The organism is Labrys sp. (in: a-proteobacteria) (genome assembly GCF_047605565.1).
Classification (GTDB): domain Bacteria; phylum Pseudomonadota; class Alphaproteobacteria; order Rhizobiales; family Labraceae; genus Labrys; species Labrys neptuniae.
The window spans coordinates 60,278-75,725 of sequence record NZ_JASGFM010000026.1 but is presented as its reverse complement, the minus strand read 5'-3'; the positions used below and the strand labels follow the sequence as shown (position 1 = coordinate 75,725).

At 66.0% G+C, this 15,448-nt stretch carries 13 protein-coding genes; 10 read left to right on the top strand and 3 right to left on the bottom strand.

Features of this window, described 5'->3' with window-relative positions; genetic code table 11:
- The first annotated feature begins 27 nt into the window (after positions 1 to 27).
- Complete coding sequence (locus QM672_RS21455) at positions 28 to 588, top strand: NifU family protein (RefSeq protein WP_311939824.1); 561 nt, start codon at positions 28 to 30, stop codon at positions 586 to 588.
- 102 nt (positions 589 to 690) lie between these two features.
- Positions 691 to 1,260 carry a hypothetical protein gene (locus tag QM672_RS21450; protein ID WP_415084983.1) on the top strand — a complete coding sequence of 190 codons (570 nt, stop codon included), beginning with the start codon at positions 691 to 693 and terminating at the stop codon, positions 1,258 to 1,260.
- Between the two features lie 82 nt (positions 1,261 to 1,342).
- Here QM672_RS21450 and QM672_RS21445 read toward each other — a convergent pair whose 3' ends face one another.
- The 3 genes from QM672_RS21445 to QM672_RS21435 form a co-directional block, all read right to left on the bottom strand.
- A complete protein-coding gene (locus QM672_RS21445) occupies positions 1,343 to 1,672 on the bottom strand; it encodes a hypothetical protein (protein ID WP_311939829.1) in 330 nt (109 codons plus the stop codon).
- A gap of 230 nt (positions 1,673 to 1,902) precedes the next feature.
- Positions 1,903 to 3,135: a DUF1501 domain-containing protein gene (locus QM672_RS21440; protein ID WP_415084981.1), complete on the bottom strand. Its 1,233-nt coding sequence runs from the start codon at positions 3,133 to 3,135 to the stop codon at positions 1,903 to 1,905.
- Positions 3,136 to 3,137: 2 nt separating this feature from the next.
- A complete protein-coding gene (locus QM672_RS21435) occupies positions 3,138 to 4,595 on the bottom strand; it encodes a DUF1800 domain-containing protein (protein WP_415084979.1) in 1,458 nt (485 codons plus the stop codon).
- Between the two features lie 241 nt (positions 4,596 to 4,836).
- Between QM672_RS21435 and QM672_RS21430 the strand changes: the two genes are divergently transcribed.
- The 8 genes from QM672_RS21430 to QM672_RS21395 all read left to right on the top strand — a co-directional run bounded on the left by QM672_RS21430 (position 4,837) and on the right by QM672_RS21395 (position 15,398).
- Positions 4,837 to 5,931, top strand: coding sequence for a LacI family DNA-binding transcriptional regulator (locus QM672_RS21430; protein ID WP_311939835.1), 1,095 nt, complete (start codon positions 4,837 to 4,839; stop codon positions 5,929 to 5,931).
- Between the two features lie 98 nt (positions 5,932 to 6,029).
- Positions 6,030 to 6,989, top strand: coding sequence for an ABC transporter substrate-binding protein (locus QM672_RS21425; protein WP_068292631.1), 960 nt, complete (start codon positions 6,030 to 6,032; stop codon positions 6,987 to 6,989).
- Between the two features lie 70 nt (positions 6,990 to 7,059).
- A complete protein-coding gene (locus tag QM672_RS21420) occupies positions 7,060 to 8,535 on the top strand; it encodes a mannitol dehydrogenase family protein (RefSeq protein WP_415084976.1) in 1,476 nt (491 codons plus the stop codon).
- A gap of 21 nt (positions 8,536 to 8,556) precedes the next feature.
- A complete protein-coding gene (locus tag QM672_RS21415; protein ID WP_415084974.1) occupies positions 8,557 to 10,095 on the top strand; it encodes a sugar ABC transporter ATP-binding protein in 1,539 nt (512 codons plus the stop codon).
- Between the two features lie 94 nt (positions 10,096 to 10,189).
- Positions 10,190 to 11,215 (top strand): ABC transporter permease subunit, encoded by a 1,026-nt coding sequence (locus tag QM672_RS21410; protein WP_311939842.1) that lies wholly within the window; start codon positions 10,190 to 10,192, stop codon positions 11,213 to 11,215.
- Positions 11,216 to 11,568: 353 nt separating this feature from the next.
- Entirely contained in the window at positions 11,569 to 12,687 is a 1,119-nt protein-coding gene (locus tag QM672_RS21405) for a trypsin-like peptidase domain-containing protein (protein WP_415084971.1), read from the top strand.
- A gap of 15 nt (positions 12,688 to 12,702) precedes the next feature.
- The gene (locus QM672_RS21400) at positions 12,703 to 14,046 is read left to right on the top strand and encodes a hypothetical protein (RefSeq protein WP_311939846.1); all 1,344 of its coding nucleotides are present in this window, start codon (positions 12,703 to 12,705) and stop codon (positions 14,044 to 14,046) included.
- Positions 14,043 to 15,398 carry a hypothetical protein gene (locus tag QM672_RS21395; protein WP_415084969.1) on the top strand — a complete coding sequence of 452 codons (1,356 nt, stop codon included), beginning with the start codon at positions 14,043 to 14,045 and terminating at the stop codon, positions 15,396 to 15,398. The genes QM672_RS21400 and QM672_RS21395 overlap by 4 nt, the downstream gene beginning before the upstream one ends.
- Positions 15,399 to 15,448: the final 50 nt, after the last annotated feature.

Here is a 15,448-nt window from a genome sequence, read left to right as displayed (position 1 = left end):
GACCCGGCCCTTGGAGCGGAGAGACAGATGTTCATTCAGACCGAGGCGACGCCGAATCCCTCGACCCTCAAATTCCTGCCCGGCCGCGAAGTGCTGCCCGAAGGCATCACGCTGCACATGACGAATGCCGCCGAGGGCGCGCAATCGCCGCTGGCGCAGAAGCTCTTTTCCATCGAGGGCGTCGCCGGCGTGTTCTTCGGCTCGGACTTCATCACCATCACCCGCTCGGGCGTGGAATGGCAACACCTCAAGCCTGCCGTGCTCGGCGCGATCATGGAGCACTACCTTTCCGGCGTGCCCATCCTCAACAAGGATGTCGCGCCGCTGGAGGAAGGCGAGGAGTTCTTCGACGAGGCCGACGAGGACACGGTCGAGACCATCAAGGACCTGCTCGAGACCCGCGTGCGCCCGGCCGTGGCGGCCGATGGCGGCGACATCACCTTCCGCGGCTATCGCGAAGGCGTAGTCTATCTCGCCATGAAGGGCGCCTGCTCGGGCTGCCCCTCTTCCACGGCCACGCTGCGCAACGGCATCCAGAACCTGCTGCGTCATTTCGTGCCGGAAGTACAGGAAGTCCGCGCGGCCTGAGGCGGCAGGGTGCTTTGACGAGCGGCATCGTCCGGCCGCTTTCATCAATGTTTAAGGTGGCGGGTGCTTAATCCCCTCGGGGGGCCGGAGTTCGCTACGGCCATGCGCCTGCTGCCATCTATCCTCTTTGCGAGCGCCCTGTTCGGCGCAGCCCAGGCCCAATCCGCACCGCTGACGGAGCGGCGCCTGATCGACCTGTTCGATGTGCGCCTCGTCCGGGACGGGCTGGATCCGATCCGTGCCTGTCGCGGGAAGGACGACGAGTCCTATGCCTGCACCTTCGGCGACGCCGAATATCTGACGACGATCACGCCGAGAGGTGATGTCACCGGCTCGATCGGCACATCCCGTTCGCCCACCTCGATGACCATCGTCCTCGCCGGCGATGTAGTCGATTCGATCGGCCTGGTGGGTGACCGGGCCAGCCCGGCGGACCTGATCAACTTCACCGCCCACCTCGAAAGCCTGTTGCATGCGATCGGGCCGGAAAAGAGCGACTACGACATCGAGCAGGACACACTCGATCTCGGCGTGATGCGCGGCGATGCCGATGGCGACATCGGCAAGGCCCGGGTCGTTACCGAGGGCTTCGCCACCATCCGCTGCCTCAACCAGCGCCTCACGGTGAGCGCCGGCATTGCCTGCATGATCACGATGAGGCCGACCGGCTGAACCTTCTTCGGCTCGTATCACATGGATAATTGGGAAACGGGCGTTTCCAAAGCGCCCACCCGTTCCCCCGACGCAAAATGCTTCATTCCCACTCGAAGAAGTCCGGATGGGTACGGCGCCATTCCGCCACGCGCTCGCGATGGGCGCCGATCATTTCGCCGAACTGGACGCAGGCCCGGCGGTCGCCCCTGTCGCAGCCTGCATGCAGGCGATCGAGGCGGTCGACATAGGGATCATAGGCGACCGGGGCCGGCTCATACACCGGCGCAGGCCGCGGCGGCGGGGCGGGACGGTCGGCCAGTGCCTGGCCGAGCAGGACGCCGCCGACCGCGCCAAGCGCTGCACCGCCGACGAAAGCACCGGTGCGGCCATCGCCGGCAGAGGCCGGCGTGACCGCCAATGCTGTCGTCACGCAAAGAATCGCGGCTGAAAGGCAGATCTTCATCGTCATTGTAACAGGAACTCCGATTTGATTACCCCAGCATTGTCAGTAAAATATCGGCTGACGCCTTAAGGCCAGATGAACAACAATGGTTTATTTCAAATATTTCTTCCTAAGAAATCAGTAATTCTTGTGACGCTGACGCCGAATTTGGCCACAATCTCGAACCGATTGACTGATTTGATTGCGATCCCTGCGGTTCAGGCAACAAGTCCGGCCAGCGGTTGAACCGGCAGCGAATCCGGGAAAACAGTCGATCCCAGCACCATTGGCGAGAGGCCGAACTGGTCGGCCAACAATCCCTTCAGCACGCTGCGCACATCCGTGGTCGGCTTGAGATCGCGGCCCTCGTGAAGCTGGGCGATCTTCAAGCCCGGCCAATCGGCGACGACGCGCCCTCCCTTGACCGCACCGCCCGCCAGCAGCATGACCGTGCCGGTGCCGTGATCGGTCCCTTCGGTGCCATTGATGCGCGCAGTGCGACCGAATTCGGTGACGGCGACCACGATCGTATCTTTCCAATGCGGCCCCAGGCCGCTCTCGAACGCCGCAAAGGCACCATCGAGACCACCAAGCAAGGTCGCGAGCCGGCCGGTCGCCCCGCCCTCGTTGACATGGGTGTCCCAGCCGTCGAAGGCCAGCGCCGCCACGCGTGGCCCGTCATCGGCCGCAATCAGGCGGGCCGCTCCTTCGGCGGCCTGGCGCATGCCGGCGGCACTGTCGAGACCTCCCTTGCGCCTGGTCATGCCCATGCCGTCTCCGGCCGCCATGCGTTCGGCCTCCAGCCCCCTGCGCAAGGCGGAGGCGAGGACCGGATCGCGGTGGTCGTAGAGATCGAGAAGCCGCGCGGCGAGATCATCGCCCGCATCCGGCAGCACTTGCGGGGCCCAGCCGAGCACCGGCGCGGCACCCCGCATCACCAGGGGCGTCGAGGGCCCGACGGCGAGACCGCCCTGCGGCGCGACGCGGTCGCCGGCAGGAAGGGCGGCGAGAGCGCGGTTGAGCCAGCCCGTCGCGGTATGGCCCGGCCCCGGAAAGCCGCTCTCCAGCACGTCCTGCCCGTCGAAATGGGAGCGTTCGCGATAGCCGGTGGCAGCGGCATGCACCACCAGAGCCTGCCGGGCCTGGAACAGCCGGGCAAAGGTCGGCATGGCCGGATGGAGAGCAAAGAACCCATCCAGGGGCAGGGCCGGATGCGGCCCGTCCAGCGCCAGGGCGATATCGCCATGCGATCCGCGATAATCGGGGTCACCGACCGGCGCCACGGTCGAGATCCCGTCCAGCGCGCCACGCAGCACGAGCACGACCAGGCGCGGATCCCTTGTCCCGGCCGCTCGGGCAAAACGCGGCAGATAGGCCCAGCCGAACAGGGCGCCGCCGGCCAGCAGGACAGCGCGGCGGGAGGGATGCGGACGCTCGCACAATGAATCCATGGCTATCTCCTCTGGAACTCGGGAGCCATCAAGAGCAGCGCCACCGCCTGCTGGCGCGACTCGGCGCGGATGACGGCATCGCGCGTCTCGGCTGATACCGAGGGACCGATGAGCGCTTCCAGGAGATCGGCAGGCTCGGCAAGAGTCCTGGCCTGGCGCGCCGCCTGCGAGGCGATATCGAGGCGCATCGCCATGCCCGCCGGGGAGGCCTGTGCATCGACGAGATCGGAAAAGCCGTTCGGGCCGGGCGGCTGCCACAGGGGCGCGCCCAGCACCGCCAGCCAATTGAGGGTCTGCCCGGGATCGGCCTCGGAACCGGGACCGATACCGCGGCGCAGGGCGAGAACGAAATCGAGGGGAGAGCGCATCTTCGCCAGCGGCTGCGACCAGGCGTCCGGCGCGTTGACCAGCGCCACGGCGATGGCGCGAAGATCGCCATCCGTCTTGGCGAACGTCTCCGCCAGGCGTGCGACCATCTGAGGTGGTGGATCGTCCGCGATGAAATGGCGCGCGATCTTCGTGGCGATATGCCGGGCGGTGGCGGGATGGCGGGCAATATCGTTGAGCACGGCCTCGGCCTGGCCCATGCCGCCGGCCGGGTAGGTCTTGCCGAAGAAGACCTGGTCGCCGGGCTCATGCGTGTTGGCATTGAAGACGAAGCTGCCGGGCTCGCCGAGCCGCCCTTCCCGCCCCGCCACCATCCAGCCGGTGAGGATGCGCGCGAAGGCGGTCACGTCGGCCTGGCTATAGCCGCTGCCGACACCAAGCGTATGCAGTTCGAGGATCTCGCGGGCGAGGTTCTCGTTCAGGCCACGGTTATGATTGCGCCCCGCCCGCGAGCCTGGGCCGATGGATTGCTGGTTATCCAGGTAATAGAGCATGGCCGGATGATGCTCGACGGCCACCAGCATGTCGGCAAAGCGGCCCAGCACGAAGGGGCGGATCGCCTCCCGCTCGAAGGCGCCCGCCGCCGCGCGCACGATGTTGTCCTTGGCGGCCGAGACGCAGAAATGGTTGGACCAGAAGGCGACGAGGCGCTCGACGAAGCCGATTTCCGCCGCCATCGCCTTGGCAAAGCGCGCCTGCGCTTCCGCCTTCAGCAGCCTGGCCTCGACGGGCGGCTCCGGCTTCATCGGCCCCTGCGGGGCGGGAGCGGCGGATATAGCGGGCTTGCCTTCCGGGTCCATCTGGACGGCGGCGGGCGCCGTCATCCGCTCCATCTTGCGCTGCAGGTTTTCGTTCATGACGGCCTGGATGGCCGCGGCACTGCCCGGCAGGCGGTCGGCATCCGCCGCAACCGGGATCAGGGCAATATCGGGTTTGGCAAGCTCCGCCCGCAACGCCGCGCGCGGGTCGCCGCCCAGCCTCGCCAGGTCGCCGGGGCGAGGCCCCAGGCCGAAACGATTGAAAACGACCCGTGCAGGGTCAAGGTCCTGCTCCACCACCACCGCCTCCCCCATTCAGGGTGGCAGCAGTATCGGCGAGGTGTCCGCTGCCATCGCGGCGATCCGATGACTTTAAGAAGGTCGACTATTTCCAAACTTTGCTGAACAACCGACGGCCTGAGCTTGACCGGGCAGCATCGTCCACCAGCAGACGCGGATGGTTTGCCTTTCTACCGTAAAGGGAGTAGGCAGGCTTCCCGCGACAGCGAATACTTTTCAATTTGGCCAAAGAAAGCCTCCTGCACCAAGTAGAGGCATGACCCAAAACAAGAAAACCGACGAGGAAAGCCCACGAGCCGGCCCTTCCCGTCCTGCCCGCCTCCTGGACGTGGCACGTCTTGCCAAGGTTTCCCGCGCAACGGCGGCCCGCGCTCTCGGCGGCTATGGCCTGGTCACCGAGGAGACGCGCGAGCGCGTCGCGGCGGCGGCCCGGACGCTGAACTACCGGCTCAACGAAGCGGCCCGGGCCATGCGGGCAGGTCGCACCCAGGTCATCGGTGTGGTGCTCGCCGACATCAGCAATTCCTTCTTCGCCAGTGCGGCCCGGGCCATCATCGATACCTGCGCTTCCCTCGGATACCAGACCCTGATCGTGAACACGGACGACGATCTCAAGACCGAGGTCGAGGCGGTGCAGACCCTGATGGAAAAGCGCGTCGCCGGCATGATCGTGGTGCCGTCCTCGCCCGACCATAACGAGCATCTGCAGAAGGCCGGCGCCGGCGAGGGACGCATGGTGCTGCTCGACCGCCGCATCGCGGATATTCCGGTCAGCGCGGTGACCACGGATGATCGCGGCGGCGCCCGCGAAGCCGTGGAATTGTTCATCGCCCGCAGACACACCCGCATCGGCCTCGTCGTCTTGACGGCAGCTGCCACCTCGCATCGACAGAGCGAGCCGCGGGGCGCCGTCTCGAGCGCGCGCGATCGCGTCCTCGGCGCGCGCGAAGCCCTGGCAGCGGCTGGCCTCGACCTGCCGAAGGCCTGGCTGCGTTACACGCCGAACAATCCCCAGATGATCATCGACGCCGCGACATCGATTCTCAGCGCCGATCCGCGGCCCACCGCGATCCTGGCGACATGCGAGGAAATCGCCATCGGGGTGCTGGCTGCCTGCCGGGCCCTGAATCTCGCGGTGGGGCGGGATGTCGCCCTCATCAGTTTCGACGAATCGCCCTGGTCGGGCGCCCTCACGCCGGCGATCTCGGTGGTGCAGCGTCCGATCCATGAAATGGGGCGCGCAGCCGTCAATCTGCTGGTCCGGCAGATCCAAGGCGGCGAATCCGGCAGGGATGTCGAGATGCCGACCATCCTGATCGACCGGGAATCGGTCTTCGATCTCGCGCCTTGATCGCGGACCAGCGTTGACAGACCTGCCTTCTCATGCATCATTTGATCTGTAAGTTTTTATAATAAAATGAGATCGATCTCATTCATGAGGAGGAAATCATGAAGGCTTTGAAATGCCTCGCCGGCATCGCCATGGCCGGCGCGGCCCTGGTCACGGGCATATCGGCCCCTGCCCTGGCCAAGGAGGTCAAGACGGTCGGCATATCGGTAGGATCGCTCGGCAATCCCGGCTTCGTGATCATCGCCAACACGGCGACCCGGATCATCAAGAAGGCCTATCCCCAGGCGCAGGTGACCACCGTCGGCTACGACTACGACCTCGGCAAACAGGTCAACCAGATCGATAATTTCATCGCGGCCGGCGCCGATTTCATCCTGCTCAATCCCGGTGATCCCAAGGCGATCACGCCGGCGATCAAGAAGGCCCAGGCGGCTGGCATTCCCGTCATCGCCTTCGACACCGGCGCCGAGGGCGCCGACGCCATCGTGATGACCGACAACATCATGGCCGGCAGCGTTTCCTGCCAGTACATCGCGGACAAGCTCAAGGGCGCCGGCAATGTCGTCATCCAGAACGGGCCGCAGGTCTCCTCGGTGATCGACCGCGTGGTGGGCTGCAAGCAGGTCCTGGCCAAATATCCCGACATCAAGATCCTGTCGGACGACCAGGACGGCAAGGGATCGCGCGACGGCGGCATGGCGGTGGCCCAGGGCTACCTGACGCGCTTCCCCAAGATCGATGCGATCTTCACCATCAACGATCCGCAGGCCATCGGCACGGCGCTCGCCGCCAAGCAGGCCGGCCGCAGCGAGTTCTTCATCACTTCGGTCGACGGCTCGCCGGATATCGAGGCCGCCTTGAAGGATCCGGCGCTGGACATGATCAAGGCTTCCGCCAGCCAGGATTTCTACGCCATTCCCAAGGTCTCGGCGCAGACCGCGATGGACCTGGTCAACGGCAAGAAGCCCGAGAAACCGGTCATCCTGATTCCCTCCGCACTGGTCACCCGCGAGAATGTCGGCGACTACAAGGGATGGAATGCCAAGCACGACGACTGACGTCGCCGTCTGGTCCAAGATGGCCTCCTCCTGCCCGAGGAGGCCATTTCAACTCCTGAAAGTACAGGCCATGCTCCCGCTCAAGACATCGACACTCGCCTCGTTCGGCCCGACCGTGACCCGGCCGACCTATGATCGCAGCCGGCTGCGGGTCGGGATCGTGCATTTCGGGGTCGGCAATTTTCACCGCGTGCACCAGGCCATCGCCATCGAAGCCTGCCTGCATCATCCCGGGCAGGAGGAGTGGGCGATCTGCGGCGTGGGCCTGACCGACGGTCCCGCCGCACGGGCCAAGGCCGAAGCCTATCGCCTGCAGGACAATCTCTACACGGTGACGCAGCTCACCTCCCCGGCCCCGAAGGAAACGCAGATCGTCGGCGCGATGATCGACTATCTGCATGCCCCAGCCGATCCCGAAGCCGTGCTCGCCCGCCTCGCCGATCCCGCCACCCGCATCGTCTCGCTCACCATCACCGAGGGCGGTTACAACATCGACGAAACGAGCGGCGCCTTCCGCCTCGACGCGCCCGACATCCGCCACGACCTCGAGGGCGGGCCGCCGCGGACAGTGTTCGGCTATATCGTGGCCGCGCTGGCGCGCCGGCGCCAGGCCGGCCTGCCGCCCTTCACCGTGATGTCCTGCGACAACCTCCCCCGCAACGGCGACACCTCGCGCCTTGCCGTGCTCGGTTTTGGCCGTGCCCTCGATCCCGGCCTCGCCGACTGGATCGAAGCGAACGGCGCCTTCCCCAATTCGATGGTCGACCGCATCGCGCCGCAGGTGCCGGAGGATGAGCGCCGGCGCATCACCGCCGGCATCGGCGTCGAGGATCTCGTCGCCGCCACCTGCGAACCCTATACGAGCTGGGTGGTGGAGGACCGTTTCTGCGCCGGCCGCCCCGAGCTCGAACGGGCTGGCGTGGTATTCAGCAGCGAAGTGCCGGCCTATGTCGCGGTGAAGGGCAGGCTGTCCAATGCCGCCCATATGCTGATGTGCTACCCGTCCCTGCTGATGGGCGCCCGCCTGGTCGACGAGGGCATGCGCCACCCCGACATTCCCCGCCTTCTCCACACGTTCTGGGAGCACGATGCCCGCCGTCTCGTCGAACCGCCCGCCGGCTATTCGACGACGGCTTTCACCGACACGGTGATCGAGCGCTTCGCCAATCCCGCGATCAAGGACCAGCTCCTCCGTGTGGCCGGCGATGGCGCCTCCAAGATCGTGGTCTTCCACGGCAAGACCATCGGCCAGCTGATCGCTGGCGGCTCGGACCTTGCGCGCGAAGCCTTCCTGCTTGCCTGCTTTGCCCGCTATCTCGGCGGCGTGGACGATCGGGGCATTGCCTTCGACATCTTCGAGCCACGCATCGGCGAAGCCGATTGGCAGCGGCTGAAGAGCGGCGATCCCCTGGCCGTGCTCGACATCGAGGCCTTTGCCGGTCTCGGCCTGCGCCAGAGCCCGGCCTTCGTCGCCGCTTACCAAATCCAGTCAAAATCATTGGCAAGCCAGGGAACAGCTGCAACATTGGCGCAACTGCTGAAATAACAGCATGAAAACGGGGGCAGGATGAACCCAGGCCAGACGCATCCCTTCCTGGAAATGCGCAATGTTTCCAAGACGTTCGGCCGGGTCCAGGCCCTCAAGAACGTGTCGCTCGACGTCAAGCTCGGCGAGATCCATGCCTTGATGGGCGAGAATGGTGCCGGCAAATCGACCCTGATGAAGATCCTCTCCGGCGCCTACACGCCGGATGAAGGCTCGGAAATCCTGATCGATGGCCAGAAGGTGGCGATCTCGGGCCCTATGGCAGCCAAGCAATTGGGGATCGCCATCATCTACCAGGAGCTCGCCCTCGCTCCCAATCTCACCGTGGCCGAGAATATCTATCTCGGCCGCGAACCGAGCCGGGCCGGCCTGATCGACCGCGGCGCCATGATTGCCGGCGTCGAAAGCGTGCTGCAGCGCCTCGGCGCCACCTTCACCGCGCGCGACAAGGTGGCCGAGCTCTCGATCGCCGAACGCCAGCTGGTGGAGATCGCCCGTGCGGTGCATGCCCGTTCCCGCGTGCTGATCATGGACGAGCCCACCACCACCCTGTCGGAGCGCGAGACCGAGCGGCTGTTCGCTTTGGTGCGCCAGCTCAAGCAGGAGGGGCTCGCCATCGTCTATATCAGCCACCGCATGAAAGAGGTCTACGAGCTCTCGGACCGCGTCTCGGTACTGCGCGACGGCACCTATGTGGGCACCCTGGACCGCGAGGCGATCACTCCCGCCGCAGTGGTACGCATGATGGTAGGGCGCGACCTCTCCTCCTTCTACAAGAAGGAGCATGATGCCCACCAAAGCCGCGGCCGGATCATCTTCTCGGTACGCGACATCGCCGACGGCCGGCGCATCCAGCCCTGCTCCTTCGACATTCACGAGGGCGAGGTGCTCGGCATTGCCGGCCTGGTCGGCGCCGGCCGCACCGAGCTTGCCCGCCTGGTCTACGGCGCCGATGCGAGGATATCGGGCACCGTGGCGGTCGATGGCAAGGAGGTCAGCATCCGCTCGCCCCAGGACGCCATCGAGGCCGGCATCGCCTATCTCACCGAGGACCGCAAGCTGCTCGGCCTGATGCTGGACATGTCGGTCGCCGAGAACATCAATCTGGGGGTGATCGCCCGCGACGCCCTGGCCGGCGGTTTCCTCAACCTCGCCAAGGGTCGCAAGCGCACGGCCGAGGCGATCCAGGCCACCGGCATCCGTACCGCCTCGCCCGACGCGCCGGTCGGTGGCCTGTCCGGCGGCAACCAGCAGAAGGTCCTGCTTTCGCGCCTGCTCGAGACCAAGCCGCGCGTGCTGATCCTGGACGAGCCGACCCGCGGCGTCGACATCGGCGCCAAATCGGAAATCTACCGCCTGATCGACCGGCTGGCCCGCGAGGGCGTCGGCGTGGCGGTGATCTCGTCCGAACTGCCCGAAATCGTCGGCATCTGCGACCGCGTCATCGTGATGCGCGAAGGCCACATCGCCGGGGAACTCGGCGGAGGCGGCAATGCCGAAGCGGTCAGCCAGGAGAACATCATGGCGATCGCGACCTCAGCCGCAAAGGATGCCGCATGACCTACCCGGCTTCCACCCGACGATCCCGCACCGCGAGATACCGGCAAGACGCGACAGCCCCCAAGACGGCTCACAAGACAGGCAGGACTGTGCGATGACATCCACCAACCCTTCCACCGCAGATACCGCCCGCCGCAAATTCGCCCTGTCGGGCACCCTGCGGGGCCTGGGCATGCTGCCCGCCCTCGTGCTGATCGCCATCCTGTTCCAGCTCCTGTCGGGCTATGTCGAATCCGGCGGCCTGTCCTGGGCCAGCGGCCGCTTCATGAGCTGGAACAATCTGTCGATCGTGGCCCAGCAGGCCTCGATCAACACCGTGCTCGCCGCCGGCATGACCTTCGTCATCCTCACCGGCGGCATCGATCTCTCGGTCGGCTCGGTGCTGGCAGCCTCGGCGATGATCGCCCTGATCGTCTCGCTGATCCCGGGCTGGGGCATGATGGGGCTGGTGGCCGCCCTGGTGACCGGCGGCCTGCTCGGCCTCGTCAACGGCGCGCTGATCGCCTTCATGCGCCTGCCGCCCTTCATCGTCACCCTCGGCTCGATGACGGCGGTGCGCGGCCTCGCCCGCCTGTTCGGCGAGGACAAGACGATTTTCAATCCCAGCCTGCCCTTCGCCTTCATCGGCAACGGCACGATCTTCGGCGTGCCCTGGCTGATGGTGATCGCGCTCGCCACGGTGGTGGTGTCCTGGCTGATCCTGCGCCGCACCGTGCTGGGCCTGCGCATCTATGCCATCGGCGGCAATGCCGAGGCCTCCCGGCTGTCGGGCATCAAGGTCTGGTCGATCCTGCTCATCGTCTACGGCATTTCCGGCCTGCTGGCGGGCCTGGGCGGGGCGATGTCCGCCGCCAAGCTCTATGCCGCCAACGGCCTGCAGCTCGGCCAGTCCTATGAGCTCGACGCCATCGCCGCCGTCATCCTCGGCGGCACCAGCTTCGTCGGCGGCATCGGTTCGATCTGGGGTACGCTCATCGGCGCCCTGATCATCGCCGTGCTCTCCAACGGCCTGATCCTGATCGGCGTGTCCGACATCTGGCAGTTCATCATCAAGGGCCTGGTGATCATCGGCGCCGTCGCCCTCGACCGTCTGCGCTCCTCCGGCAGCGCCCGCACCTGAGCCGACGCGGCAAGTTCCACGCCTCGCGCCTTTCCCCGCCTCCGTTGCATATGTGACGGAGGCGGTTCTCGTTGCGGCGCTTGCCATCCCGGCTTCACCGAAACCGGCATCCGCATCGGGCGCCGTGGCGTTCTCCCGACGTCCTCCGCCCCAGGCTGAAGTCCGCCGAGCCCCTGCCGGGATTCACGGCGCTCTCACGCGATTATGCTAAAGCGTCTTGCGATCGGACGGAGATACTTGGAACCGCAAGGGCGCGTCGAAGCAGGGAGCTCGAGCAAGCAGGCGCTCAGCCGGGAGCCGACATCGGGATAGTCGAGCGAGCGGCAAGCGCCAGGCGGCAAGAGGGGGCGAAGGTGGACAAGCTCACAGGCGCGCAAGTCTCCGAACTGGCCAAGGCCCTGTCGACGACCGTCAATCTCGATGATCTCGGCAATTTCGTCTATGTGGCGACCGGCGACCAGCTCGAGGTCTACTGGGCCGATGTGAGGCAGCCGCTGGTCTCGGTGCTGCGCGAACTCGTCATTCGCCTCGAACAGGAAGGCCAGACCGGCAATTTCCTCAAGGCGATCTACGTCAACCGCCCGCATCGCGACGATATTCGCCAACTCATCGTCCGCCTGGCGCCGGAAGCGGCGGCTGAAACCCTGACCAACCCCTATGACCTGGTGGTGCTGGACAAGGATCATCGTGGCACCCAGCCCAGCGCCGAAACCTTGGGCCCCGGCCTGCAGCGCAACATCAAGCCCCATCTGCGCATGCTCGATCCCGCCTTGTGGGTCGCCGGCATGAACGAGACGCTGCGCCGGGTGTGCCGCATCGAGATCGACGGCAGCCCGGCCGGCACCGGTTTCCTGGTCGGGCCGCAGGCCGTGCTGACGAACTGGCATGTCGTCGAGGCAGCGGCCGGACAGAATGACTGGCCGATGGTCTCCTGCCGCTTCGACTATGCCCGCAAGACCGACGGTTCCTTCAACGAGGGCGAGGCGGTCGCCTTATCCGGCACTGCGCTGCTGCATCATCGCCCCTATGCGCCGGCCGAAATGACCGAGGCGCCGGACGAGCCGCCGCCCTCGGCGACCGAGCTCGACTTTGCGCTGCTGCAGCTCGCCGGGACCGTCGGCGCCGAACGCGGCTGGCTCGCCCTGCCGAAGCGGGACGAGGCCCTGGGCCAAGGCTCGCCGCTGATCATCGCCCAGCATCCCCATGGCGGCCCCGTCAAGCTGGCGATCGACACCGAGGCGATCCTGCCCACGCCCGCCCCGCCGGACCGGCCGAGACTACGCTATGCCACCAACACCGATCCGGGCTCCTCGGGCTCACCCTGCCTGAGCATGGAATGGCAGCTTCTCGCCCTCCATCATTTCGGCGATCCGGCCTGGGGCGAACCGAAATTCAACCAGGGCGTCCCGGCGGGCCTGATCCGGGCCGATATCGAGGCAGCTGGCTTCGGCGCGGCAATCCCGGCGGCCTGAGGAAGGGAGAACGGCATGGGCGTCGTCACACTTCCTCCTCAAAGCGTCATCTCGATCTCCAACGCCATCGGAGACCTGTGCACCTTTCGTGAACTCGGCGACCTCATGCAGATCTGCTACGGCACCTCGGTTGCCATCACCGGGGTAAGCTTTGCCGAACAGCCCCGGCGCAAGGTCGCCCGGGATTGCGTCGACTGGGCGCAAAAATGCGGGATCCTGACGAATTTCGTCGCCATCGTGCTGCATGCCAAGAACGACAACACCGCGTTCAGGGAGCTGGTCACGCAATTGATCCCCGATGCCCTGACCGCACCGCCGAGCGTGGCCTCGCAGGTCGGCACCGTCGTCTCCGGGCTCGACAGCCTCGCCGCCTATCTGGCCAAGGACGAGGTGCGCAAGAAGGCCGGCATCTCGAAGCAGCGGCTTGCCGAAATCGGCCAGCGCATCAACCTGCTGGCCGCCTATAAGGGGCTGCATGACAGCCTTCATCACATCCAGATCAACCACACCCGCATCCTGCTGCAGGCCGTGGCGAGCATGGACAATCCGATCAGCTATGAGACGGTGCAGGTCTATATTTCGCAGGTGCGCGCCGCCGTCACCGCCATCCGCACCCAGATCACCAGGCCGGGTGCGGACGAGATCCTGGCCGGTCTCGATCTTTCCTGGGTCGACGACCTCGAAAGCAGTTCGCAGCGTTGCCAGGAGGGGCTCGATGCCGACAGGCCGGGACCGGTGCTCATCGCCGTCCGGCAGATCGCCGCGATCAGCGACAGCCAGTCGGTGCAATTGAACAAGGGCATCTTCGATGCAGCGACCAAGTTGCCCCTGCCGGAACTGGCAGGTGCCCTGGTCGAAATCGGCGGAGCCGATACCGGCCTGCAGGCAGCGCTCGATGAGGCGATCAGCGCCCTTGGCGCCCTGCAGCGCACCTTGATGAGCCGGATCGCGACGCATAACCGCCTGCAGAGGGTGGAGCAGAACCTCTCGATCCTCGCCAGTTGCCTGGACGATCCCGGCGTCCTGATCGTGGATGAGATCGCCGCCCTCTGGCCCGAGACCAGGGCCATGCTGCTGAACCTGGCCGCGCTTGGCCTGGAACGGGCAGATCTGACTGTCGACGGGGAGGATTGCGACAAGATCGATGCCTGCCTGCAGGATGTCGAGATCGCGCAGCGCGACACCGCCTTCAACCTCAAGAGCGCCCCGGCGATCCGGGCCCTGCAGCGCTCCTTTTCGGGTTTCCAGAAGAATGCCAGCGCCCAGTTCTTCGCGCTCGACAGCAGGCTGAAGGCGGATTTCGACAGCGTCTTCCAGATCAGCGACCGCCTGAAGAACATTCTGGGAGCCGTGCAATGAGCGAGACGATGCCTCCTCATCCGCCGCAGACTTTTGCAAGCATCGCGGATATCAGCCACGAGCATCTCGACCTGCTCAGGTCCAGCAGCCAGCGGGATGGCGATACGCCGGAGGCGATCTCGGCCTTTCGCGATCGCATCACCGCTTTCCGAGGCGAAGTCGCAGCCGCCGGGGCACGGCTTGGAAAGGAGGAGGATCGCGAGACGGCCCAGGGCATCATCGACTATTGGAGCACGCAACTGCTGACCTGGTCGACGAACGGCGCGAGGCCGGATCTCGACCTGCCGCTCGCGCCCTATCTCGACTCGCCGGAACCGCCCTTGCCTGCCGGCACGCCGCCGGCCAGGAGATCGAAGCGAGCAGGGACGGCGCAGGATGCCCGCGCCCAGATCCGCATCGGCGCCCTGGCCTATCAGTGGCGCCGATCGAACCGGGCACCCGGCTACCTGCTCACCGGCAATGCCCTGGTGGAAGCCGCCGGATATCGCGACAAGGATCCGGAAATCGAGGCCTTCGTCAGCGCGAGCACGGCGGCCGAACGCCGGACGCGCCATATTCGCATGGGCTTCGTCGTCACGCTCGTCCTGTCCATTGCCTTTGCCGTCCTGGCACTCATCTCCTTCCTTCGAGAGAACGACGCGCGCAAGGAGGCCGATCGCCTGCGCGGGCAGGCCGAGGAGTTGTCGGCGGACAATGACAAACGGGCCCAGCGTTTCCTGGCGGCCGACGTTCGGCTCCAGACCGAACGATTTCAGCATGCAGCCGAACTCAAGGAGCTCAACGATCAGCTCTTGGCGCTGAAAAGCGCGCTCGAGGAAGCCCAGGCCAAGCTCAAGGTCGCCCTGGCTCAGACGCCATCACCGACGTCGAATCCAACCCAGCACATGTATCTGCGCGATTCGAATGCCGTGCTGACACAGGCCATCGACCAGTCCCGCGCCTACAAGCCGCCGCCCGTCCCCCAGCTCACGGCCGGGGAGCAGCTGCTCGCCAATGTCAACCTGATCGATGGTCCCGACGGCGATGTGCGGCGAGCGACCACGGAGAATCTCGTGCGTGCCTTGCGCGACGGGACGGTCTCGCCCGACGACCAGCGCATGCTGGTCGGCGCCCTCGTCAACATGCTGGCCCGGCCCGCCGTCCAGAGCCTGACGCTGACGGGGCGCTACAATGTGCTCTATATCCTCTCGACCATCACGCAGGCCCAATGGGCCTTGCCGGACTGGTCGGCCCTGCGCGACCGGGCCCGCGTGGTCACCGCCGACCTGGTTGGCCCCAATGCCCAGAACGACCTTCCGATGGGCAGGGATTCGCAGAAATTCTACCAGCAGCTGGTGCAGAGACTGCAATAAGGACTTCGTTCAAAAATCACGGAAAGGCCGTTGCGCAGCGTCGGCCCCGC

Coding starts and splice junctions, on each gene's coding strand:
- QM672_RS21440 (WP_415084981.1), bottom strand. CDS start 3,135: ATGGATTCATTGTGCGAGCGTCCGCATCCCTCCCGCCGCGCTGTCCTG.
- QM672_RS21455 (WP_311939824.1), top strand. CDS start 28: ATGTTCATTCAGACCGAGGCGACGCCGAATCCCTCGACCCTCAAATTC.
- QM672_RS21400 (WP_311939846.1), top strand. CDS start 12,703: ATGGGCGTCGTCACACTTCCTCCTCAAAGCGTCATCTCGATCTCCAAC.
- QM672_RS21450 (WP_415084983.1), top strand. CDS start 691: ATGCGCCTGCTGCCATCTATCCTCTTTGCGAGCGCCCTGTTCGGCGCA.
- QM672_RS21430 (WP_311939835.1), top strand. CDS start 4,837: ATGACCCAAAACAAGAAAACCGACGAGGAAAGCCCACGAGCCGGCCCT.
- QM672_RS21420 (WP_415084976.1), top strand. CDS start 7,060: ATGCTCCCGCTCAAGACATCGACACTCGCCTCGTTCGGCCCGACCGTG.
- QM672_RS21395 (WP_415084969.1), top strand. CDS start 14,043: ATGAGCGAGACGATGCCTCCTCATCCGCCGCAGACTTTTGCAAGCATC.
- QM672_RS21425 (WP_068292631.1), top strand. CDS start 6,030: ATGAAGGCTTTGAAATGCCTCGCCGGCATCGCCATGGCCGGCGCGGCC.
- QM672_RS21410 (WP_311939842.1), top strand. CDS start 10,190: ATGACATCCACCAACCCTTCCACCGCAGATACCGCCCGCCGCAAATTC.
- QM672_RS21435 (WP_415084979.1), bottom strand. CDS start 4,595: ATGGGGGAGGCGGTGGTGGTGGAGCAGGACCTTGACCCTGCACGGGTC.
- QM672_RS21415 (WP_415084974.1), top strand. CDS start 8,557: ATGAACCCAGGCCAGACGCATCCCTTCCTGGAAATGCGCAATGTTTCC.